18 protein-coding genes are annotated in these 20,267 nt (G+C 72.4%); 11 read left to right on the top strand and 7 right to left on the bottom strand.

What is annotated here, in order from left to right:
* Positions 1–91: 91 nt before the first annotated feature.
* The gene (gene pspAA / locus ACZ44S_RS02535; RefSeq protein ID WP_466923603.1) at positions 92–376 is read right to left on the bottom strand and encodes a PspA-associated protein PspAA; all 285 of its coding nucleotides are present in this window, start codon (positions 374–376) and stop codon (positions 92–94) included.
* Between the two features lie 20 nt (positions 377–396).
* Positions 397–1,182 (bottom strand): PspA/IM30 family protein, encoded by a 786-nt coding sequence (locus ACZ44S_RS02530; RefSeq protein ID WP_268249018.1) that lies wholly within the window; start codon positions 1,180–1,182, stop codon positions 397–399.
* 228 nt (positions 1,183–1,410) lie between these two features.
* Between ACZ44S_RS02530 and ACZ44S_RS02525 the strand changes: the two genes are divergently transcribed.
* Together ACZ44S_RS02525 and ACZ44S_RS02520 are read left to right on the top strand one after the other, a co-directional pair.
* Positions 1,411–2,088 (top strand): DUF3043 domain-containing protein, encoded by a 678-nt coding sequence (locus tag ACZ44S_RS02525; RefSeq protein WP_466923599.1) that lies wholly within the window; start codon positions 1,411–1,413, stop codon positions 2,086–2,088.
* A gap of 83 nt (positions 2,089–2,171) precedes the next feature.
* A complete protein-coding gene (locus tag ACZ44S_RS02520) occupies positions 2,172–2,846 on the top strand; it encodes a methyltransferase domain-containing protein (protein ID WP_466923596.1) in 675 nt (224 codons plus the stop codon).
* A 216-nt stretch (positions 2,847–3,062) separates the two neighbouring features.
* On the opposite strand, the gene cobT is transcribed toward ACZ44S_RS02520, so the two are convergent.
* Positions 3,063–4,121, bottom strand: coding sequence for a nicotinate-nucleotide--dimethylbenzimidazole phosphoribosyltransferase (gene cobT, locus ACZ44S_RS02515; RefSeq protein WP_466923593.1), 1,059 nt, complete (start codon positions 4,119–4,121; stop codon positions 3,063–3,065).
* Positions 4,122–4,303: 182 nt separating this feature from the next.
* Here cobT and ACZ44S_RS02510 point away from each other — a divergent pair, with 182 nt between their 5' ends.
* Positions 4,304–5,365 carry a class I SAM-dependent methyltransferase gene (locus ACZ44S_RS02510; RefSeq protein WP_466923590.1) on the top strand — a complete coding sequence of 354 codons (1,062 nt, stop codon included), beginning with the start codon at positions 4,304–4,306 and terminating at the stop codon, positions 5,363–5,365.
* Positions 5,366–5,378: 13 nt separating this feature from the next.
* Here the strand turns inward: ACZ44S_RS02510 and ACZ44S_RS02505 are convergent, their stop codons facing one another.
* Positions 5,379–6,578 (bottom strand): bifunctional adenosylcobinamide kinase/adenosylcobinamide-phosphate guanylyltransferase, encoded by a 1,200-nt coding sequence (locus ACZ44S_RS02505; RefSeq protein WP_466923587.1) that lies wholly within the window; start codon positions 6,576–6,578, stop codon positions 5,379–5,381.
* A 116-nt stretch (positions 6,579–6,694) separates the two neighbouring features.
* Between ACZ44S_RS02505 and ACZ44S_RS02500 the strand changes: the two genes are divergently transcribed.
* Positions 6,695–6,934, top strand: a complete 240-nt coding sequence (locus ACZ44S_RS02500) for a hypothetical protein (protein WP_466923585.1) — start codon at positions 6,695–6,697, stop codon at positions 6,932–6,934.
* A 147-nt stretch (positions 6,935–7,081) separates the two neighbouring features.
* Here ACZ44S_RS02500 and ACZ44S_RS02495 read toward each other — a convergent pair whose 3' ends face one another.
* Positions 7,082–7,840 (bottom strand): hypothetical protein, encoded by a 759-nt coding sequence (locus ACZ44S_RS02495; RefSeq protein WP_466923582.1) that lies wholly within the window; start codon positions 7,838–7,840, stop codon positions 7,082–7,084.
* 60 nt (positions 7,841–7,900) lie between these two features.
* On the opposite strand from ACZ44S_RS02495, the gene ACZ44S_RS02490 reads away from it, so the two are divergent.
* Positions 7,901–8,689: an adenosylcobinamide-GDP ribazoletransferase gene (locus tag ACZ44S_RS02490; RefSeq protein WP_466923580.1), complete on the top strand. Its 789-nt coding sequence runs from the start codon at positions 7,901–7,903 to the stop codon at positions 8,687–8,689.
* Between the two features lie 103 nt (positions 8,690–8,792).
* Positions 8,793–9,377 (top strand): RDD family protein, encoded by a 585-nt coding sequence (locus tag ACZ44S_RS02485; protein ID WP_466923577.1) that lies wholly within the window; start codon positions 8,793–8,795, stop codon positions 9,375–9,377.
* Here ACZ44S_RS02485 and ACZ44S_RS02480 read toward each other — a convergent pair.
* Complete coding sequence (locus ACZ44S_RS02480) at positions 9,337–10,104, bottom strand: endo alpha-1,4 polygalactosaminidase (RefSeq protein ID WP_466923662.1); 768 nt, start codon at positions 10,102–10,104, stop codon at positions 9,337–9,339. The genes ACZ44S_RS02485 and ACZ44S_RS02480 overlap by 41 nt on opposite strands.
* A 326-nt stretch (positions 10,105–10,430) precedes the next feature.
* Here ACZ44S_RS02480 and ACZ44S_RS02475 point away from each other — a divergent pair, with 326 nt between their 5' ends.
* The 3 genes from ACZ44S_RS02475 to sucB all read left to right on the top strand — a co-directional run bounded on the left by ACZ44S_RS02475 (position 10,431) and on the right by sucB (position 15,503).
* A complete protein-coding gene (locus tag ACZ44S_RS02475; RefSeq protein ID WP_466923574.1) occupies positions 10,431–11,972 on the top strand; it encodes a leucyl aminopeptidase in 1,542 nt (513 codons plus the stop codon).
* A 293-nt stretch (positions 11,973–12,265) separates the two neighbouring features.
* Positions 12,266–13,654, top strand: coding sequence for a dihydrolipoyl dehydrogenase (gene lpdA, locus ACZ44S_RS02470; protein WP_466923572.1), 1,389 nt, complete (start codon positions 12,266–12,268; stop codon positions 13,652–13,654).
* Positions 13,655–13,715: 61 nt separating this feature from the next.
* Positions 13,716–15,503, top strand: a complete 1,788-nt coding sequence (sucB, locus tag ACZ44S_RS02465; protein ID WP_466923570.1) for a 2-oxoglutarate dehydrogenase, E2 component, dihydrolipoamide succinyltransferase — start codon at positions 13,716–13,718, stop codon at positions 15,501–15,503.
* A gap of 100 nt (positions 15,504–15,603) precedes the next feature.
* On the opposite strand, the gene ACZ44S_RS02460 is transcribed toward sucB, so the two are convergent.
* Entirely contained in the window at positions 15,604–15,912 is a 309-nt protein-coding gene (locus ACZ44S_RS02460) for a hypothetical protein (protein ID WP_466923568.1), read from the bottom strand.
* A gap of 558 nt (positions 15,913–16,470) precedes the next feature.
* Here ACZ44S_RS02460 and ACZ44S_RS02455 point away from each other — a divergent pair.
* Positions 16,471–17,094: a GntR family transcriptional regulator gene (locus ACZ44S_RS02455; RefSeq protein WP_466923566.1), complete on the top strand. Its 624-nt coding sequence runs from the start codon at positions 16,471–16,473 to the stop codon at positions 17,092–17,094.
* 423 nt (positions 17,095–17,517) lie between these two features.
* Positions 17,518–20,220, top strand: coding sequence for a pyruvate dehydrogenase (acetyl-transferring), homodimeric type (gene aceE / locus ACZ44S_RS02450; RefSeq protein WP_466923563.1), 2,703 nt, complete (start codon positions 17,518–17,520; stop codon positions 20,218–20,220).
* The last annotated feature ends 47 nt before the right edge of the window (positions 20,221–20,267 follow it).

The following is a 20,267-nucleotide window of genomic DNA, read 5'->3' as shown; positions in this document are numbered from 1 at the left end:
AAGACCCGAAACCCTTCGTCTGGACGAAGACCGCGGACGACATCCTCGAACGCCTCGCCGGATATCTGAACCGAATTCCTGACTCAGGACACTAGGACGCTCCGGGGATGAGTCCGTCGTCGCTCAGGAGCTCCTGGACCTCCTCGAGCGTCGCGTCGGGAGACGGCAGGATCAGGTCGGAGGGCTCCAGGGCGTCGTCCGGCAGCGGCTCGCCGAGTTCGTGGACCTTGGCCAGCAGCGCCTTCAGGGTGGCGCGGAAGCCGGGCCCGTCGCCGTTCTCCATCTCGGCGAGCAGTTCCTCGTCCAGCTTGTTCAGCTCGGCGAGCCGGCTCTCGGCCAGCGTCACCTGCCCCTCCCCCATGACCCGTACGATCATGACGCCCTCCTCGGCGTGGGCTACTGCTTGTCGAAGCGCGGGGTGTCCTGCGGCTGCTGCTGGGGCTGCTGCGTCGCGTCGCCGCCCTCGATGGCCTGTCGGTCACCGGTACCGCCTCCGGCCAGCTCGGCCTTCATCCGCTGCAGTTCCAGCTCTACATCAGTACCACCGGAGAGCCGGTCCAGCTCGGCCTGGATGTCGTCCTTGTGCATCCCGGACTGGTCGTCCAGGGCGCCGGAGGCGAGCAGCTCGTCGATCGCGCCGGCCCGCGCCTGGAGCTGGGCGGTCTTGTCCTCGGCCCGCTGGATGGCCAGCCCGACGTCGCCCATCTCCTCGGAGATGCCGGAGAAGGCCTCGCCGATCCGGGTCTGTGCCTGGGCGGCGGTGTACGTGGCCTTGATGGTCTCCTTCTTGGTGCGGAAGGCGTCCACCTTGGCCTGGAGGCGCTGGGCGGCGAGGGTGAGCTTCTCCTCCTCGCCCTGGAGCGTGGCGTGCTGGGTCTCCAGGTCCGTCACCTGCTGCTGGAGCGCGGCGCGGCGGGAGAGCGCCTCGCGCGCCAGATCCTCACGGCCGAGCGCGAGCGCCTTGCGGCCCTGGTCCTCCAGCTTGCCCGACTGGGACTGGAGCTGGTTGAGCTGGAGCTCCAGCCGCTTGCGCGAGGTCGCCACGTCGGCGACGCCGCGGCGGACCTTCTGGAGCAGCTCCAGCTGCTTCTGGTACGAGTAATCGAGGGTTTCGCGCGGGTCCTCGGCCCGGTCAAGGGCCTTGTTCGCCTTCGCGCGGAAGATCATCCCCATACGCTTCATGACACCGCTCATGGGCTTCGCGCGCCCCCTTCTGACGGACTCCAGCTCCAGCGACTGCAACAGAACCCACAGTACGGGCCCTGCATCCATTACCGCACTGTTCGGGGACGGATGCGCTCATCCCCAAGGACGACTGTCTGCTCTCCTGCTCCGGCGTGAGGAGTAGGTGGTTCCCGGGGCCCGCCGGGCGGACGTCCCGGAGACCCCCACTACGTCCCCTCTGTCCTTTTGGAGACGTCCGGTGTTGCCGGATCGTTCCCCACGGGGCTGGGGTCCAACCCCGGGCACCCCGTACCCTTGGGTTTTGTGTTCCGTAGCCGTGCCAAGGAAGAGAAGGCATCGGTCGCCGACAAGGCGACGGTGACCGACTCCAAGCAGCCCCGTCACCCGGAGGCCCCGAAGGGCCGCCCCACGCCCAAGCGCAGCGTGGCCCAGTCGCAGCGTCGCAGCGTGGCCAACACGTCGATGACGCGCAAGGAGGCCGCCAAGCGCCAGCGCGAGGAGCGCCGTGCCGCGCTGGAGCGTCAGCGCCAGGCGCTGGCCAGCGGCGACGAGCGCTATCTGCCCGCCCGTGACAAGGGGCCCGTGCGCCGGTTCGCGCGTGGCTTCGTGGACTCGCGGTTCAACATCGCGGAGTACTTCCTGCCGATGGCCGTGGTCATCCTGGTGCTGAGCATGGTCCAGGTGCCCCAGCTGCAGAACGTCGCGCTGCTGCTGTGGCTGGTGGTCATCGTGATGATCGTGCTCGACTCGGTCGTGACCGGCTTCCGGCTGAAGAAGCAGCTGGCCGAGCGCTTCCCCGACGACAACCGGCGCGGCGCCGTGGCCTACGCCCTGATGCGCTCGCTCCAGATGCGCCGGCTGCGGCTGCCCAAGCCCCAGGTCAAGCGCGGGGAGCGGCCCTGAGCACCACGCCGTTCGCCGACGGCGCGGCACCGGACCGGCTGGGCGGGCCCGGCGGTCTGCGCGACGTCGTGCGGCAGGAGCTGGTGGCCCGCCAGCTGGAGGAGCAGATAGTCGGGCGCTTCCCGGTCGGACGACGGCTGCGGGTGCTCGACGTGGGCATGGGCCGGGGCGCGCAGGCGCTCCGGCTGGCCCGGGCCGGTCACCAGGTGACCGGTGTCGAACACGACGCGGCGATGATCGCCACCGCGCGGGAGACCCTCGCCGGGGAACCGGAGGGCATCCGGGAACGGATGCGGATCATCGAGGGGCAGGCCGGGGACACCGGTGTGCACTTCCTGCCGGGCAGCTTCGACGTGGTGCTGTGTCATGGCGTGCTCATGCAGGTCGAGGAGCCGGACGCGTTGCTGGCCGGGGTGGCCCGGATGCTGGCGCCCGGCGGGCTGCTGTCCCTGCTGGTGCGCAACGGCGACGCGCCGGCGATGCGGGCGGGTCTTTCCGGCGACTGGGCCGGGGCGCTGGCGGGTTTCTGCACGGCGACGGCGACGTACGGGCTGAAGAGGCTGACGTCGACGCTCGCGGGGATCGGGGCGCCGCTGCACACCTGGTACGGCGTGCGGGTCTTCGCGGACACGGTGGCGGACGAGGCGGTTCCTCCGTCCGACCTGGACGCGCTGCTCTCGGTCGAGGACCGGGCGGGGCGGACGGATCCGTATCGGGGCGTCGCCTCGCTGCTGCACTTGTGCGGGGTCCGGGGCTGAGCCCTCAGCCCCGGACGACAGACCCTTTTTTCTCGCCCCCGCCGCCCCTTCCCGTCCCGTCCTCGAGGGGCGCTGCCCCTTTGACCCCGAACGCCCGGGCGGGTGGGGGTTGCTCGCGCAGTTCCCCGCGCCCCTTGAGGGGCGCGGGGCTGTATCGACATGCGGCTCCGCCGCGTGGGCGCAAAGGGGGTCCGGGGGCGGAGACCCGCCCCGGTGTCAGTCGGACTTCACCGGCTCCTCCGGCAGCTCCGCCGCCAGCGCCGCCGCCGCCTGCACCAGCGGCAGAGCGAGCAGCGCCCCCGTCCCCTCCCCGACGGTCACCCCTTGCGCCAGCAGGGGCTCCAGCGCCATCCGGTCCAGCGCCTTCGCCTGCCCCGGCTCCCCGCTCGACTGCGCCGCCAGCCACCAGTCCGGCGACCGGAACGCCACCCGCTGCGCCACCAGCGCGCACGCCGCCGACACCACCCCGTCCAGCAGGACCGGCATCTTCCGCACCGCGGACTGCAGCAGGAACCCCGTGATCGCGGTCAGGTCGGCCCCGCCGACCGTCGCCAGCAGGTGCAACTGGTCGCCCAGCACCGGCCGCGCCCGCCGCAGCGCGTCACGGATCGCCGCACACTTGCGCATCCACGCCAGGTCGTCGATCGCCAGCCCTCCGCGCCCGGTCACCACCGACGCGTCCGTGCCGCACAGCGCCGCCACCAGCACACCCGCCGCCGTGGTGCCGCCCACGCTCACGTCGCCGAGCACCACCAGATCCGTACCGGAGTCGGCCTCCTCGTCCGCGACGGCCATCCCCGCACGGAACGCCGCCTCGGCCTCCTCCGCGCTCAGCGCGTCCTCGATGTCGATGCGCCCGCTGCCCCGCCGCACCCGGTGCCGTACGACGTCCTCGGGCAGTGACGCGGGATCGCAGTCCAGGGCCATGTCGACCACCCGCACCGGCACGCCCAGCCGCCGTGCCAGCACGGACACCGGACGGCCGCCGTCCAGGACCTCCCGCACCAGTTCCGCGGCGCTGCCCGCGGCCCGCGCGGAGACACCCAGCTCGGCGATCCCGTGATCGCCGGCGAACAGCACCACCCGCGGCCGTTCGATCGGCCGCACCGGCACCGCCGACTGCGCCGCCGCCAGCCACTCGCCCAGGTCGTCGAGGCGGCCCAGTGATCCGGGCGGCACGACCTGGCGCTCCCGGCGCGCCTCCGCGTCACGGCGCACCCCGCCGTCCGGACGCTCGATCAGATCGGTGAAGTCGTCGATATCAAGCGAGCTCATTCGCCGAACAGTACCGGCCCTGATCGAACACCACGTCCCACCGGTCAGCCCCGCGCACGCGGCCTCACCCCCACCACGCCACCCCGGCGCCGCTCCACCCCCAAAGGCGCTCCCATACGTAACGTTTTGCTCGGATTGCCGGACATCGTCCGCGCCGTACGTCCTCACGCCGGGAGCCGCCCATGTCCGCACCCACCCCAGACGCCGCGATTCCCGCCCCTCACGGCTCCGCGCGGGTGCACGAGCCCCGCCGCGCGGACTGCCCCTGGTGCGGCTCCGCGCGGCTGCGCAACCGGCTGAGAACCGGTGACCTGCGCCGGCACCGGCCCGGACTGTTCACCGTCGACGAGTGCCGGGACTGCGGCCACACCTTCCAGAACCCCCGCCTCACCGCCGAGGGGCTCGCCTTCTACCGGCGGGCCGTGCGCGGCGCGCCCCGCGACCCCGCCACCGAACGCGTCCTCGCCCTGCACGCCGTACGGCACCGCCGTCGCGCCGCCGCCCGCGCGATGCTCCCCTTCGGCGAACCGGAGAGCTGGCTGGACGTCGGCACCGGGCTCGCCCGCTTCCCGCAGACCGCGCGGGAGTTCTTCCCGTACACCGCCTTCGACGGCACCGACCTCACCGCGCGCGTCGAGAAGGCCCGTACGCTCGGCCGCGTCGAGGAGGCGCACATCGGGCCGCTGACCGACCCCAAGGTCCTGGCCCGGCTGGCCGGACGCTACGACGTGGTCAGCCTGCTGCACCACCTGGAGCACACCACGGACCCCCGGGCGGAGCTCCACGCGGCGCTCGACGCACTGCGCCCCGGCGGCCATCTGCTCATCGAGACCCTGGACCCGCGGAGCGCCTTCGCCGCCCTGTTCGGCCGCTGGTGGCTGCCCTACGACCAGCCCCGCCGGCTCCACCTTCTGCCCCGCCACAACCTCCGCGCGGAGCTCGAGAAGCGCGGCTGCACGCTCGTCACGGACGGGCACCGTGCCGCACACGTACCGCACGACCTGGCCGGGCTGATCGCCCTCGCCCTCTCCCACACGCTGCCCGCCCCGGACACCCCCTGGCGTGCCATCCCGCCGACCCCGTTCCAGCGGCACCTGCGCACGGTGCTGCTCCGCGCGGGCACCCCGCTGGTGATCGCCGCGGCGGTGACCGACCTGGCGCTGGCGCCCCTGGTGCGCCACACCCCCTTCGCCAACGCCTACCGGATCATCGCGCGGAAGCCGCCGACGCCGCCCAGGCGCTGATCTCCGGGCCGCATCACCCCCGCAGGACGACCGCCTGCCCCGCCACCACCAGCAGCACCTGTTCGCACTCCTGAGCGAACGCCGTGTTCAGCCGCCCCAGTTCGTCCCGGTACCGGCGGCCGGACGCGGTGGCGGGCACGATGCCCGAGCCCACCTCGTTGGACACGGCGACCACCGTCCGCCGGGTGTCGCGCACCGCCTCCGTCAGCGCCCGCACCCGCTCGCGGAGCGCCCGCTCCCCGCCGTCCGCCCACTCGGCGTCGTCCCACGCCCCCACGGAGTCCATCGCGTCCGTCAGCCACAACGACAGGCAGTCGATCAGCAGCGGCGGCCCGTCGTCCTTGAGCAGCGGCACCAGATCGCAGGTCTCCACGGTCCGCCACGACCCCGGCCGCCGCTCCTGATGCACCGTCACCCGCGCCGCCCACTCGGTGTCCCCGTTGCGCGACCCGCCGGTCGCCACGTACAGCACCTCCGGGAACGACTCCAGCCGCCGCTCGGCCTCCACCGACTTGCCCGAGCGCGCCCCGCCCAGCACCAGGGTCCGGCGGGGCACGTCGGGCACGTCCTCGTAGGCGCCCACCTCCAGCGTGGTCCCGTCCGGCACGGCGCGCGCCCCGGCCGCCGCGAGCCGTCGCCGCAGCTCGGCGCCCGGCGGCACGTCGTGGTCCAGATGAACGGCGACGACGTCCGTGGTCGGGCCCACCGCGCCCACCTCCCGCAGCCGCGCCAGGGCGTCCGGGCGCCCCACGAGGTCCAGCAGCACCATCGCGTACGACTCGGCCGGCTCCTCGAGACCGGCCGGCGCCCCGCCCGGCGGCAGGTACAGCAGGCGCTGCCCGTCCGGGCCGGTCACGGCGTAGCCGGTGCCGGGCGAGTCCAGCGCCACCGCCCGCACCCGATGGCCGGTCAGCAGCGCCAACTCCCGCCCGTCCGGCACCCGTCCCGGCTGCGGCAGCCCGGCCGGCACCTCGACCGCGGGGCCGTCGTGCGGGTGCGACAGCAGCACCTGGCGCACGCCGGCCAGCGAACGCCCCGCGCGGGCCGCCGCGAACGCCGCGCCCGGCGTCAGGTCGAGCAGCAGCGCCCCGTCCACGAGCAGGGAGGTGGCCGCCCGCGCGTCCGTACCGAGCGCGGAGGCGCACGCGGCGCAGGGACAGTCGGGGCGGGGGAGCCCCTCGGGGGCACCGGTGCCGAGCAGAGTCAGTTCCACGCCCCGATTCTCACCTGCGCCCACAGCCGATGCGCGTCCGACTACGCTCTTGGTCAGGAGCCGGACCAAGATCCGGCTTCTGTCGTGCAGTGTGCTCAGACCCATGGGAGGCGTACATGGCGGCATGGACGTGGCGGTTCGAGAAGGCCGACGGGACGCAGGTCGAGCCCGCGGTGCCGCCGGAGGAGTTCTCCACACAGGGGGACGCCGAGTCCTGGATCGGGGAGAACTGGAAAGCCCTCGCGGAGGGTGGGGCCGACCAGGTGCGGCTGCTGGAGGACACGACGGAGATCTACGGGCCGATGAGCCTGCACGCGGAGGCGGCGGAGGCGGAGACCGGCGCGGAAGAGGCGTGAGCCCTGGGGAGGCGGGGCTCGAAGGCTTTCTTCGCCCCCGCCGCCCCGTCCCGTCCCGTCCTCAAGGGGCGCTGCCCCGTTGACCCCGAACGCGCGGGTGGGTGGGGGTTGATCGCGCAGTTCCCCGCGCCCCTCAAGGGGCGCGGGTCAGCCGCGTTCCAAAGGGCGGGGTGGGTCCGGTTTGCCGCCGAGCCAGTCCTCCACCGCGCGGCGGGGGCCGGACCAGCGGCGGTCGTGACGGTAGGACCGCAGGATGGCCCGGGCACGGGCGCGGGGGCGGCGCCGGTAGAAGCGCCGGGCCCACAGGGACCCCGGCCGCGCCAGCCGCACCGCGCCGATCAGCGCCACGAGCGGGATGACCACCCCGAAGACCGCGAGCCGCGCCTTGCCCTTGCTCAGCGCGATCAGCGCGAAGAGGAAGTTCACCCCGACGGTCCCGACGACGCCCGCACGGTTCTGGAGCTCGTCCTCGGACAGGTCGTTGACGCCGAACGGCGTGAAGCCGGCCAGCAGCAGGCCGACCAGGGCGGCGGTGAGGACGACCATCTCCACGCTCTTGCGGCCCGCCTCGGTCCAGTACACGTCGTCGAGATGCAGGATGAGCGCGAACTCGTCCAGGACCAGCCCCGTGCCCATACCGAACAGCACCGCGCTGAGCGCCGAGCCGAAGCCGTGCCGGCCGCCCGCCACCGCGCCGAAGCCGCCGATGACGGTGAGAATGACGCCGGGCACCACGTGGTGGATGTGCACCGCGCCGGCCGTGACGTTGCCGAACGGGCCCTTGCCGGCCCGGATCAGACGTGTGATGACCCGGGTGATCACGAACGTGAGGACGAAGGCGGTCAGTGCGAGGAGCAGCGGCAGCTTGCCGGGCTCGATGATGTTCCGGTCCAGCCAATGTCCCATATGGGCACTTTATCCATGGCGGCCGTGAGCCCCTTGCTGACCGAGGGGTAATCTGCGCCGGTGCCCGCCCCCTCCGCCTCCCCCGCCGACGGCCTGCGCTTCGCCTTCGGCACGCTCACCGTGCTCCCGGTCCGGGTCACCCGCTGGGACCGGCCGGCCGCCCGCGCGGGAATGCTGTGCGCCCCGCTGGCCGGGCTCGCGGTCGGTGTCGCGGCCGCCGCCGCGGGATGTCTGTTGCTGGTCCTCGGCGCGGGCGCGCCGCTCGCCGCCGTCGCCACCGTCGCCGTACCGGCCGCCCTGACCCGGGGCCTGCATCTCGACGGGCTGGCCGACACCGCCGACGGGCTCGGCAGCGGCAAGCCCGCCGAGGACGCCCTGCGGATCATGAAGCAGTCGGACATCGGCCCGTTCGGGGTGATCACGCTGCTCCTGGTCCTGCTGGCCCAGGCGGCCGCGCTGGCGCAGGCGTACGGGGACTCCTGGGCGCGCGGGGCGCTGGCGGCCGTGGTGTCGGCGGTCGTGGCCCGGCTGGCCCTCACCCTGGCGGCCAGGGTGGGTGTGCCGCCGGCGCGGCCGGAGGGGCTGGGCGCGGCGGTCGCGGGAGTGGTGCCGCCGGCGGGCGCGGTACCGGTCGCGCTCGCGGTGGCCGGGGCCGCCGCGGCCGGGGGCGCGTTCACGGGGGCGTACGACATCGTCCGGGCCGTCGCCGCGGTCGTCCTGGCCGTCGCCGCCGGTGAACTCCTGCTGCGGCACTGCGTCCGCCGGTTCGGCGGGGTCACCGGCGACGTGTTCGGCGGGCTCGCGGAGACCGCGGCGACGACCGCGCTCGTCGTCATGTCACTGGGTTGAAACGGTCTTCCCGATCCTCTGCGGTCCCCCGGTCCCCGCGGCTAGCGTGACCGCCGGAATCACCACAGAACGGGGGACGTTGATGCCGAAATTCCGTCGTGCCTTGGCCTGGCTCGTCGACTTCGCGCTGGTCGTGGCGCTGGCCTCGGCGCTCGCGGTGCTCACCTTCCAGCGGATATCCGCGCTCGTCACCGACGTGCCCGAACTCGCCGCCCGCGGCGGCTTCGACCTGCTGACCTCGCGCGGCGACGTGGTCGACGCCTCCGAGGGCCTCGGCCTGTCCCTGTGGAACAAGTCGGTGCTCTACGTCGAGCAGGCCTTCGGGCTGCTGATCGTCGCGACGTTCCTCTACCAGTGGGTGTGCCTCGCCCTCGCGGGGCGCACGGTCGGCAAGGCGCTGACCGGACTGAAGGTCACCCCGCGGATGCCCGGCCGGGCGGCGCTCAGGGCGGCGGTGACCACGGCCACGGACGTCGCCGTGTACGCCGTGGCCTGCGTCCTGCTGGTGGAGGGCCAGGTCGCGCTGTCGGTCCTGGTGTGGGCGGTCGCGGTGGCCCTCTTCCTGTTCAACGCGCTGCCGGTGCTGGGTCCCGCGCGCCGCTCCCTCGCCGACCGGGTGGCGGGCACCGCCGTGACCGGCCTCGGACTCAGCAGGCCCGACGCCACGCATCCAGTTCGTACCGCTTGAGCAGCGAACTCAGCTTCAGGCGCCGGGAGTCGGCGCAGAAGCGGCCGGTGGGCAGCTCGTACTCGACGTGGAAGACGGCCTTGTCCGCCTCGACGAACGGGGTCAGCGCGTCGCACTCGCCGTACTGGGCGCACTGCTCGTTGACCGCGAAGTCGAAGTCGCCGACCAGCTCCGGGATCTGGCCGAGGTCGTTCTTCAGCCCGACGGACAGTCCCCGCTCGTGGGCGAGCCGGGCCACGAGGCGGTTGTAGCGCAGCTGGTCGCCGGCGGTGAGCGGGAAGCCGGTGCGGTTGCGGTAGCCGTCCATGTTGTCCGGCTCCACCGCGTCGAAGCCCTTGTCCCGGCACATGTCGAGGCGCCGTGCCATGAGCGGCTCCAGGACGTCGGTCCGGCGGATGTCGAGCCATCGCTCGCCCTCCCAGCCGTTGCCCCGGCCGATCACCGCCCTGGGGAAGTCGTCGGCGTCCGGGCGGAAGTCCTCCCAGGCGCCGGTGGAGAGGTAGCAGATGACCTTGCGGCCGTCGCGGTGCAGCTTCGCGACCGTGTCCGCGGAGTGGTCGAAGCCGTCGATGTCGTAGACCGGGACGTCGACGGAGGTGTCGAGCCGCCCGCTGAGCTGCCACTGCCAGGCCGTGCCCGGCCGGGGCCGCCAGCGGTCGCCGGGCGGCGCCTTCGCGTCGGACGCCGGCGCGGTGGTGCAGGCCGCCAGCAGCAGGGCGAGCAGCATGACAAGCAGGGACGGTCGTCGCACCGGGCATCCTCCAGGGGGACGGGCGGCGCGTGGCCGCCGCTCAGGGACTTCAAGGATGATCGTGACCGCCCGGCCGTGCGCCGAGGGGCCCCGGACATGGCCGGGACGTCAACGGAAGGTGCACCCCCGCAGGAACGAGTGGACACACAGACGCGCGTAGTCTCGTCCCGAGTGTTCGCCGCACCGGGGAAGGCCCCGGCGGGACCGCACCCGCACAGCGCCATTAGGGTCGGCTGCCGGGCCCGGTCGACCCACATCTTTCGGCCACAGCAACTTCACATCGGAAGCGAGATTTCACCACCGTGACTGCTCTCACTCTCAGCACCGCCGCGGTCCCCGGCCTGCGGGCCGACGCGATCGTCATCGGTGTCGCCAAGGGCTCTGCCGCCAAGCCCGCAGGCCCGGTCGTCGCACCGGGCGCCGAGGCCGTGGACCAGGCGTACGACGGCAGGCTCGCCGGCGTCCTGGAGACTCTCGGCGCGTCCGGTGCCGAGGGCGAGGTGACGAAGCTCCCCGCGCCGGCCGGCTTCAAGGCGCCGCTCGTGGTGGCGGTGGGCCTCGGCGCCCAGCCCGAGAAGGACTCCGGCTACGACGCCGAGGCGCTGCGCAAGGCGGCCGGTGTGGCCGCCCGCGCCCTCGCCGGCACCAAGAAGGCCGCGTTCGCGCTGCCCCTGGCGGACGCGGCCGACGCCGGCGCGGTGGCGGAGGGCGTGCTGCTCGGCGCGTACTCCTTCGACGCCTACAAGGAAAACGGCGGCTCCGCCGGGAACGGCAAGAACGGCAAGGCCCCGCTCGCCGAGGCGGCGCTGCTGGGCGGCAAGCCCCGCGACAAGGCGTACAAGGCCGCCGTCGCGCGCGCCACCGCCGTCGCCGAGGAACTCAACCGTGCCCGCGACCTGATCAACACCCCGCCGAACGACCTCGACCCGGAGGCGTTCGCGGCCATCGCCCAGGCGGCGGCCAAGGAGCACGGCATCAAGGTGCAGGTGCTCGACGAGAAGGCCCTCACCAAGGGCGGCTACGGCGGCATCCTCGGCGTCGGCGCCGGGTCGGCGTCCGGGCCGCGTCTGGTGAAGCTGTCGTACACCTCGTCCAAGGCGAAGAAGCACCTCGCCCTCGTCGGCAAGGGCATCACCTACGACTCGGGCGGCATCTCGCTGAAGCCGGCCGGCCACAACGAGACGATGAAGTGCGACATGAGCGGTGCCGCCGCCGTGTTCGCCGCGGTCGTCGCCGCCGCCCGCCTCGGCCTGGAGGTCAACGTCACCGGCTGGCTGGCGCTGGCCGAGAACATGCCGTCCGGCTCGGCGACGCGCCCGGGCGACGTGCTGCGCATGTTCAGCGGCAAGACCGTGGAGGTGCTCAACACCGACGCCGAGGGCCGTCTCGTCCTCGCGGACGCGCTGTGGGCCGCCTCGCAGGAGAAGCCGGACGCGATCGTGGACGTCGCGACCCTGACCGGCGCGATGGTGCTGGCGCTGGGCAACCGCACGTTCGGGATCATGGCGAACGACGACGCGTTCCGCTCCGCGGTGCACGAGGCCGCCGAGGAGGCCGGCGAGCCGGCCTGGCAGATGCCGCTGCCGGAGCACCTGCGCAAGGGGATGGACTCGGCCACGGCCGACATCGCCAACATGGGTGAGCGGATGGGCGGCGGGCTGGTCGCCGGCCTGTTCCTGCGCGAGTTCGTCGGCGAGGGCATCACCTGGGCGCACCTCGACATCGCGGGCCCGGCCTTCAACGAGAGCGGTCCCTTCGGGTACACGCCCAAGGGGGGTACGGGCTCGGCGGTGCGCACCCTGGTCCGCCTCGCGGAGCGGGCCGCCGCCGGCGACCTGAGCTGACGCCTCCTCGGACGACGGGTCCTCGCGCGCGGGTAGGGCGAGGGTCCGTCGTCCGGATCGTGCCGCAGTGCCCCGCTCGTGCGGCGTGGTCAGAACGGCACGCCCCGGGCCCCGTCACCGGAAGTGGGACGTCTCACACCACGGCCCCGCGTCTCGTACCGCCCCGACAAGTGCGAGGATAGGGCTCGGCAGGACAGGGCCCCACCTAAGGGCCGAGAACAATGAGCGGCCGGACACCAGCCGCCGACCGGTCACTGGAGACCGGCGTGGCGCACATGCATGGAGGACGTGACGTGGCGAACGACGCCAGCACCGTTTTCGACCTAGTGATCCTCGGCGGTGGCAGCGGTGGTTACGCCGCGGCGCTGCGCGGGGCGCAGCTGGGCCTGGACGTCGCCCTGATCGAGAAGGACAAGGTCGGCGGTACCTGCCTGCACCGAGGATGCATCCCCACCAAAGCCCTGCTGCACGCCGGCGAGGTCGCCGACCAGGCCCGCGAGAGCGAGGCGGTCGGCGTCAAGGCGACCTTCGAGGGCATCGACATCGCGGGCGTCCACAAGTACAAGGACGGGGTCATCTCCGGTCTGTACAAGGGCCTGCAGGGTCTCGTCGCCTCCCGCAAGGTGACGTACATCGAGGGTGAGGGCCGGCTGTCCTCCCCGACCTCCGTGGACGTGAACGGTCAGCGCATCCAGGGCCGCCACATCCTGCTCGCGACCGGTTCCGTGCCGAAGTCGCTGCCGGGCCTGAACATCGACGGCGACCGGATCATCTCCTCCGACCACGCCCTCGTCCTGGACCGCGTGCCGAAGTCCGCGATCATCCTGGGCGGCGGCGTCATCGGCGTCGAGTTCGCCTCCGCGTGGAAGTCGTTCGGCACCGAGGTGACGATCGTCGAGGGTCTGAAGCACCTCGTCCCGGTGGAGGACGAGAACTCCTCCAAGCTCCTGGAGCGCGCGTTCCGCAAGCGCGGCATCAAGTTCAACCTGGGCACCTTCTTCCAGAAGGCGGAGTACACCCAGGACGGCGTCAAGGTCACCCTCGCCGACGGCAAGGAGTTCGAGGCCGAGATCCTGCTCGTCGCCATCGGCCGCGGCCCGGTCTCCCAGGGCCTGGGCTACGAGGAGGCCGGGGTCGCCATGGACCGCGGCTACGTCCTCGTCGACGAGTACATGCGCACCAACGTTCCGACCATCTCCGCCGTCGGCGACCTGGTCCCGACCCTCCAGCTCGCGCACGTGGGCTTCGCGGAGGGCATCCTGGTGGCGGAGCGGCTGGCCGGTCTGAAGACCGTCCCGATCGACTACGACGGCGTGCCCCGGGTGACCTACTGCCACCCCGAGGTCGCCTCCGTCGGCATCACCGAGGCCAAGGCCAAGGAGATCTACGGTGCGGACAAGGTCGTCGCCCTGAAGTACAACCTGGCGGGCAACGGCAGGAGCAAGATCCTCCAGACCGCGGGCGAGATCAAGCTCGTCCAGGTCAAGGACGGTGCGGTGGTCGGCGTCCACATGGTCGGCGACCGCATGGGCGAGCAGGTCGGCGAGGCCCAGCTGATCTACAACTGGGAGGCGCTGCCGGCCGAGGTCGCCCAGCTGATCCACGCCCACCCGACGCAGAGCGAGGCGCTCGGCGAGGCCCACCTGGCCCTGGCCGGAAAGCCCCTCCACGCGCACGACTGACGCCCTCAGTCACCGGGCGCGACGACACAGACTTCCGCACTTCTAAGGAGCAACCGAAACCATGGCGGTTTCCGTAACCCTTCCGGCGCTCGGCGAGAGCGTCACCGAGGGCACTGTCACCCGCTGGCTGAAGGCCGAGGGCGAGCGCGTCGAGGCCGACGAGCCGCTGCTCGAGGTCTCCACCGACAAGGTCGACACCGAGATTCCCGCACCCGCCTCCGGCGTGCTGTCCTCCATCAAGGTCGCCGAGGACGAGACCGTCGAGGTCGGCGCCGAGCTGGCCCTGATCGACGACGGCAGCGGCGCCCCCGCGGCCACCGAGGCCCCCGCGGCCGAGCAGGCGGCCCCGCCGGCTCCCGCGCCGGAGCCGCAGGCCCAGCCGTCCACCGAGCAGCCCGCCCCGGCTCCGGCGCCCAGCGCCGAGGCCGCGGCCGGCGGCGGTTCCGCCGAGGGCACGGACGTGGTCCTGCCCGCGCTCGGCGAGTCCGTCACCGAGGGCACCGTCACCCGCTGGCTGAAGTCGGTCGGTGACACCGTCGAGGCCGACGAGCCGCTGCTTGAGGTGTCGACGGACAAGGTCGACACCGAGATCCCCGCCCCCGCGTCCGGCACGCTGCTGGAGATCGTGGTCGGCGAGGACGAGACGGCCGAGGTCGGCGCCAAGCTCGCCGTCATCGGCGAGGCCGGCGCCGCTCCGGCCGCCGCGCCCGCCCCGGCCGCCCCCGAGGCCCCGGCGCAGCCCGCGCCCGCCCCGGCTCCGGCGCCCGCCCCGGCCCAGCCCGAGCCCACCCCGGCTCCGGCTCCTGCCCCGGCCCCGGCTCCGGCTCCGGCCCCGCAGCAGGCCGCTCCGGCGCCCGCTCCGGCCCCGGCCCCGCAGGCTCCCGCGGCTCCGGCCCCGGCTGCCGCCCAGGCCACGGACGAGGGCGCCTACGTGACCCCGCTGGTGCGCAAGCTCGCCGCCGAGAACGGCGTCGACCTGTCCACCGTCAAGGGCACCGGCGTCGGCGGCCGCATCCGCAAGCAGGACGTCATCGCCGCCGCCGAGGCCGCGAAGGCCGCCGCTCCGGCTCCGGCCGCCGCCCCTGCCGCGCCCGCCGCGAAGAAGGCCCCCGTCCTGGAGGCCTCCCCGCTGCGCGGCCAGACCGTGAAGATGCCGCGGATCCGCAAGGTCATCGGCGACAACATGGTCAAGGCCCTGCACGAGCAGGCCCAGCTGTCCTCGGTGGTCGAGGTCGACGTCACCCGGCTGATGAAGCTGCGCGCCCGCGCCAAGGACGCGTTCGCGGCCCGTGAGGGCGTCAAGCTCTCCCCGATGCCGTTCTTCGTCAAGGCCGCGGCCCAGGCGCTGAAGGCCCACGCGCCGATCAACGCCAAGATCAACGAGGCCGAGGGGACCATCACCTACTTCGACACCGAGAACATCGGTATCGCGGTGGACTCCGAGAAGGGCCTGATGACCCCGGTCATCAAGAACGCCGGTGACCTCAACCTGGCCGGCATCGCCAAGGCCACGGCGGAGCTGGCGGGCAAGGTCCGCGGCAACAAGATCACCCCGGACGAGCTGTCCGGCGCGACCTTCACCATCAGCAACACCGGTTCGCGCGGCGCGCTGTTCGACACGATCATCGTTCCCCCGGGCCAGGTCGCGATCCTCGGCATCGGCGCCACGGTGAAGCGTCCGGCCGTCATCGAGACGGAGGAGGGCACGGTCATCGGCGTCCGCGACATGACCTACCTGACCCTCTCCTACGACCACCGCCTGGTGGACGGTGCCGACGCGGCCCGTTACCTGACGGCGGTCAAGGCGATCCTGGAGGCCGGCGAGTTCGAGGTCGAGCTCGGCCTGTAGGCGTCGTCCGCCGAGGCACACGCAGGTGCCCCCACCCGGAGTCCTCGGGTGGGGGCACCTGCGTGTGGGGGCGTGGGCCCGCGGCGGTGAACGGCAGAGGTCACGCCGGCGGCTGCGGGCTGACCGGGGTCCACGGGTCGTTGCACACGAGCTGGTTGCCGGGGACGTTGCAGAACGTCTCGACCACCGCGCCGGTGGTGGTGATCACCTGGACGTTCAGGGTGTTCCCCTGCTCGGTCACCGTGATGGTGCAGGCGTTGGTCGGGGCGTCCTGGTTGTCCGACAGGTTCGACCAGGTGTACGTGCCCGGGTTCGGCTGCAGGTCCCGGGTGCCGACCCTGATGTCACTGTCGGGGTTGATGATTCCGGTGTACTGCTGCGAGCCGCGGTTGTAGCTGTCGATGCTCACGCACGGCCCGGCGGGGCCGGCGGGTCCAGGGGGTCCGGCAGGTCCAGGGGGGCCGACGGGTCCGGGGGGCCCGGGAGGGCCGGGAGGGCCGGGTTCGCCCTTGCAGGGGTCGTGGTGGCCGTAGCCGCACTTGCCGGGGTCGGGGCCGTCCCCGCCGAGGCCGGGGGCCGCCGCGACACCGGCCGGCGAAACGCCGACCAGTGCGACGGCGAAGATCATCGCGCCGCCCAGTCGCAGACCGTGTCGTCGGGCCGAGACTCGCGGGCGCGAGGGTCTGGGCCATGTGGCTCGCATCATCGTCGTTCCAGTCCCGTCTGATCCGAGGGAAAAATCGCAGGATCATCCTGGGAACGGACGACTCATCCGCAGCGCGCGACACGCATCAGCGGTCGGATGATCACACAAAGACACCTGGTTGGCGCAGCGAGGACGGCGTGTAAGTCTCGTCTCACCTGGGCGAAAGCGCCCCTGCGCGCCCCTCCGGCGCGGGCCGACGGCCGTATTGTCTAAGCGTCAAAGCCCCCCGGGGGCCTGTGGGCCCCTTCCTAAGGAGCCCTCATGACCGCGCCCGTCGTCCACTCGCTGCGCGAACAGATCCGCGAGCACATCCTGGAAGGGATCATCAGCGGACGATGGAAGCCGGGCGAGCGGATCGTGGAGCGCCGGATCGCGACGGAGCTGGAGGTCAGCCAGACGCCCGTCCGGGAGGCGCTGCGCGAACTGGAGTCCCTGCGGCTGATCGAGTCGGCGCCGAACAAGGGCGTGCGGGTGCGGAATCTGACGGCCGCCGACCTGGAGGAGAGCTACCCCGTCCGGGCCGGTCTGGAGGCGATCGCGGCGGAGCTGGCGGCGGGGCGGCTTGCGGAGGACTGCTCCGCGCTGGAGCCGCACGTCGCCGCGTTGTACGAGGCGGACCGGCTGTCGGACGGGACCGGGCAGGTGCGGCACACGGTGGCGTTCCACCGGGAGCTGGTGCGGGCAGCGGGCAACTCGGTGCTGCTGCACACGTGGGAGGGGCTGGGAATCGAGGTGTTCACGGCGCTGTCGATACGGTGGCTGGGGACGGTGCAGCAGTCGTACGCGGAGGAGCACGAGGAGCTGGTGGCGGCGTTCCGTCGCCGCGACCCGCGGATTGCGGAGCTGGTGAAGGCGCATGTGCTGGGGTGCGCGCCGCGGGCGTAGGCACGGGTTTTCCCGCCCCCGCCGCCCCTTCCCGCCCCGTCCTGGGTGGCTCCGCCCCCCCCGACCCCCCTCTCGCGCAGTTCCCCGCGCCCCTTCAGGGGCGCGGGGAACTGCGCGATCAAGCCCCACCGGGCCGCGGCCGCCACACCTCAGAAGCACCCGTGCTCGAACGCGCCATACAAGCCTCACCTGCGCAAACACCCGAAGGGCCCCGTCACCCCGTGCCACCGTCGAAGACACCCCGTGCCGACTTTCTCGTGATCAAGAGGTTTTGACCCTCAACCCTTTGATCGATCATCGATCAGCGAGTTATTGTCGCCAGCGGACTTCCACCGAAGTCCCAGCCCTGTCCTGCCAAAGACCAAGGGCACCCCCGAACCCTTACCGATGAGGGAACCCCCTTCGACTGAGGAAGGCGGCGACATGACCGACCCCAAGGCCATCCAGCCGAGCGAGCTCGACCAGCTCCCGGACCGCGACCCCGAGGAGACCGCCGAGTGGCAGGCCTCCCTGGACGCCGTCACCAAGGCGGCCGGGCCGCACCGTGCCGCGTACCTGATGCGCCGCACCCTGGAGCGCGCCGAGGGCGCCGGCATCGCGCTGCCGAAGCTCCTCGAGACCGATTACGTCAACACCATCCCCACCTCCGCCGAGCCCGCCGTGGACGGCGACGAGGCGATGGAGCAGCGGATCACCGCCTGGAACCGCTGGAACGCGGCCGCGATGGTGACCCGCGGCAGCAAGTACGGCGTCGGCGGTCACATCGCCACCTTCGCCTCCGCGGCCTGGCTGTACGAGACCGGCTTCAACCACTTCTTCCGCGGCAAGGAGGGCGACGGCTCGGGCGACCAGCTCTACATCCAGGGCCACGCCTCCCCCGGTATCTACGCCCGTGCCTTCCTCGACGGCCGGATCGGCGAGGAGCAGCTCGACAACTTCCGCCGTGAGGCGGGCGGCAACGGACTGCCGTCGTACCCGCACCCGCGCCGGCTGCCCTGGCTGTGGGAGTTCCCCACCGTGTCGATGGGCCTCGGGCCGATCTCCGCGATCTACCAGGCGCGCTTCAACCGCTATCTGACCAGCCGCGGCATCAAGGACGTCTCCGACTCCCACGTCTGGGCGTTCCTCGGTGACGGCGAGATGGACGAGCCCGAGTCGACGACCGCGCTCACCCTCGCCTCCCGCGAGCAGCTCGACAACCTGACCTTCGTCATCAACTGCAACCTGCAGCGCCTCGACGGACCGGTCCGCGCCAACTTCAAGATCGTGCAGGAGCTGGAGGCCCAGTTCCGCGGCGCCGGCTGGAACGTCATCAAGACGCTCTGGGGCACGGCGTGGGACGAGCTGTTCCAACTCGACACCACGGGCGCCCTCGTACGCCGGCTGCGCGAGGTACCGGACGCGCAGGTGCAGACGTACCAGACGCGCGACGCCGCCTACATCCGCGAGGACTTCTTCGGCAAGGACCCGGCACTCGCCGAGATGGCGAAGCTGCTGAGCGACGACAAGATCCTCGAGTGCTTCCACCTCTCCCGCGGCGGCCACGAGTCCCGCAAGGTCTACGCCGCCTACAAGGCCGCGCTCGCCCACAAGGGCGCGCCGACCGTGATCCTGGCGCAGACCGTGAAGGGCCACACCCTCGGTGAGGGCTTCGCCTCGAAGAACGCCAACCACCAGATGAAGAAGCTGACGGTGGACGAGTTCAAGGCGATGCGCGACCGTCTGGAGCTGCCGGTCCCGGACTCCCGGTTCGTCGACGGCCAGGTCCCCTACGTGCACCCGGGCGCCGACTCCCCCGAGGTCCGCTACCTCCAGGAGCGCCGCGCCACCCTCGGCGGTCCGGCCCCGGCCCGCCGCGTGCACCCGGTCGCTCCGCTGCCGCAGCCCGCCGACAAGGCGTTCACCGCCTTCGACAAGGGCTCCGGCTCGCAGAACGTGGCCACCACCATGGCCTTCGTCCGCCTGGTCAAGGACCTGGTCCGTGACAAGGAGACCGGCAGGCGCTGGGTGCCGATCGTCCCCGACGAGGCGCGCACCTTCGGCATGGAGAGCCTCTTCCCGTCCCTCGGCATCTACTCGCCGATGGGCCAGACGTACGAGCCGGTCGACCGCGACCAGCTGATGTACTACAAGGAAGCCAAGAACGGCCAGATCTTCAACGAGGGGATCACCGAGGCCGGCGCCATGGCCGAGTTCATCGCCGCGTCGACGTCGTACGCGACGCACGGCGAGACGATGATCCCGTTCTACATCTACTACTCGATGTTCGGCTGGCAGCGCACCGGCGACCAGATGTGGCAGCTCGGCGACCAGCTCGGCCGCGGCTTCCTGGTCGGCGCCACCGCGGGCCGCACCACGCTGACCGGCGAGGGCCTCCAGCACGCCGACGGTCACTCCCCGGTCATCGCGGCGACCAACCCGGCATCCCTGACCTACGACCCGGCGTTCGCGTACGAGATCGGTGTCATCGTCAAGGAGGGTCTGCGCCGGATGTTCGGCGAGGGCAAGCCGGACGAGGACCAGAACGTCTTCTACTACCTGACGGTCTACAACGAGCCGCTGCCGCAGCCCGCCAAGCCGCAGGCGGACGGCATCGACGAGGGCATCGTCAAGGGCCTGTACCGCTTCAACACGGCGGAGTCCGCGGGCCTGTCCCCGGCCGCGAACGCGCCGCGCATCCAGCTGCTCGGCTCCGGTACGGCGATCCACTGGGCGCTGAAGGCGCAGCAGTTGCTCGCCGAGGAGTGGGGCGTGTCCGCCGACGTGTGGTCGGCGACCTCGTGGACCGAGCTGCGCCGGGACGCCATGGAGGCGGACGAGGCGCTGCTGCGCGGCGAGGACCGGGTGCCGTTCGTCCGGCAGGCGCTGCAGGGCGCCGAGGGTCCGGTGCTGGCGGTCTCCGACTACATGCGTCAGGTCCCGGACCAGATCGCACAGTGGGTCGAGCAGGACTACACGTCGCTGGGCGCCGACGGCTTCGGCCTGTCGGACACCCGTGACGCGGCCCGCCGCCACTTCGGTGTCGACGCCGAGTCCATCGTCGTCGCCGCCCTGGCCCAGCTCGCCCGGCGCGGCGAGGTCAAGGCCACGGCCGTGAAGGAAGCGCGCGAGAAGTACGGCCTGTAAGGGCCGGTCACCCGGCAGGAGACCCCCGCTCCGGCGGGGGTCTCTTG

Source organism: Streptomyces malachitofuscus (genome assembly GCF_055571035.1).
This window is presented reverse-complemented; position numbering and strand designations above follow the sequence as displayed.

Excerpts from the sequence above, each read along its gene's own strand:
- pspAA (WP_466923603.1), bottom strand. The coding sequence starts at position 376 with ATGATCGTACGGGTCATGGGGGAGGGGCAGGTGACGCTGGCCGAGAGC.
- ACZ44S_RS02500 (WP_466923585.1), top strand. The coding sequence starts at position 6,695 with ATGGCGGCATGGACGTGGCGGTTCGAGAAGGCCGACGGGACGCAGGTC.
- aceE (WP_466923563.1), top strand. The coding sequence starts at position 17,518 with ATGACCGACCCCAAGGCCATCCAGCCGAGCGAGCTCGACCAGCTCCCG.
- ACZ44S_RS02495 (WP_466923582.1), bottom strand. The coding sequence starts at position 7,840 with ATGGGACATTGGCTGGACCGGAACATCATCGAGCCCGGCAAGCTGCCG.
- ACZ44S_RS02480 (WP_466923662.1), bottom strand. The coding sequence starts at position 10,104 with ATGCTGCTCGCCCTGCTGCTGGCGGCCTGCACCACCGCGCCGGCGTCC.
- sucB (WP_466923570.1), top strand. The coding sequence starts at position 13,716 with ATGGCGGTTTCCGTAACCCTTCCGGCGCTCGGCGAGAGCGTCACCGAG.
- cobT (WP_466923593.1), bottom strand. The coding sequence starts at position 4,121 with ATGAGCTCGCTTGATATCGACGACTTCACCGATCTGATCGAGCGTCCG.
- ACZ44S_RS02455 (WP_466923566.1), top strand. The coding sequence starts at position 16,471 with ATGACCGCGCCCGTCGTCCACTCGCTGCGCGAACAGATCCGCGAGCAC.
- ACZ44S_RS02510 (WP_466923590.1), top strand. The coding sequence starts at position 4,304 with ATGTCCGCACCCACCCCAGACGCCGCGATTCCCGCCCCTCACGGCTCC.
- ACZ44S_RS02530 (WP_268249018.1), bottom strand. The coding sequence starts at position 1,182 with ATGAAGCGTATGGGGATGATCTTCCGCGCGAAGGCGAACAAGGCCCTT.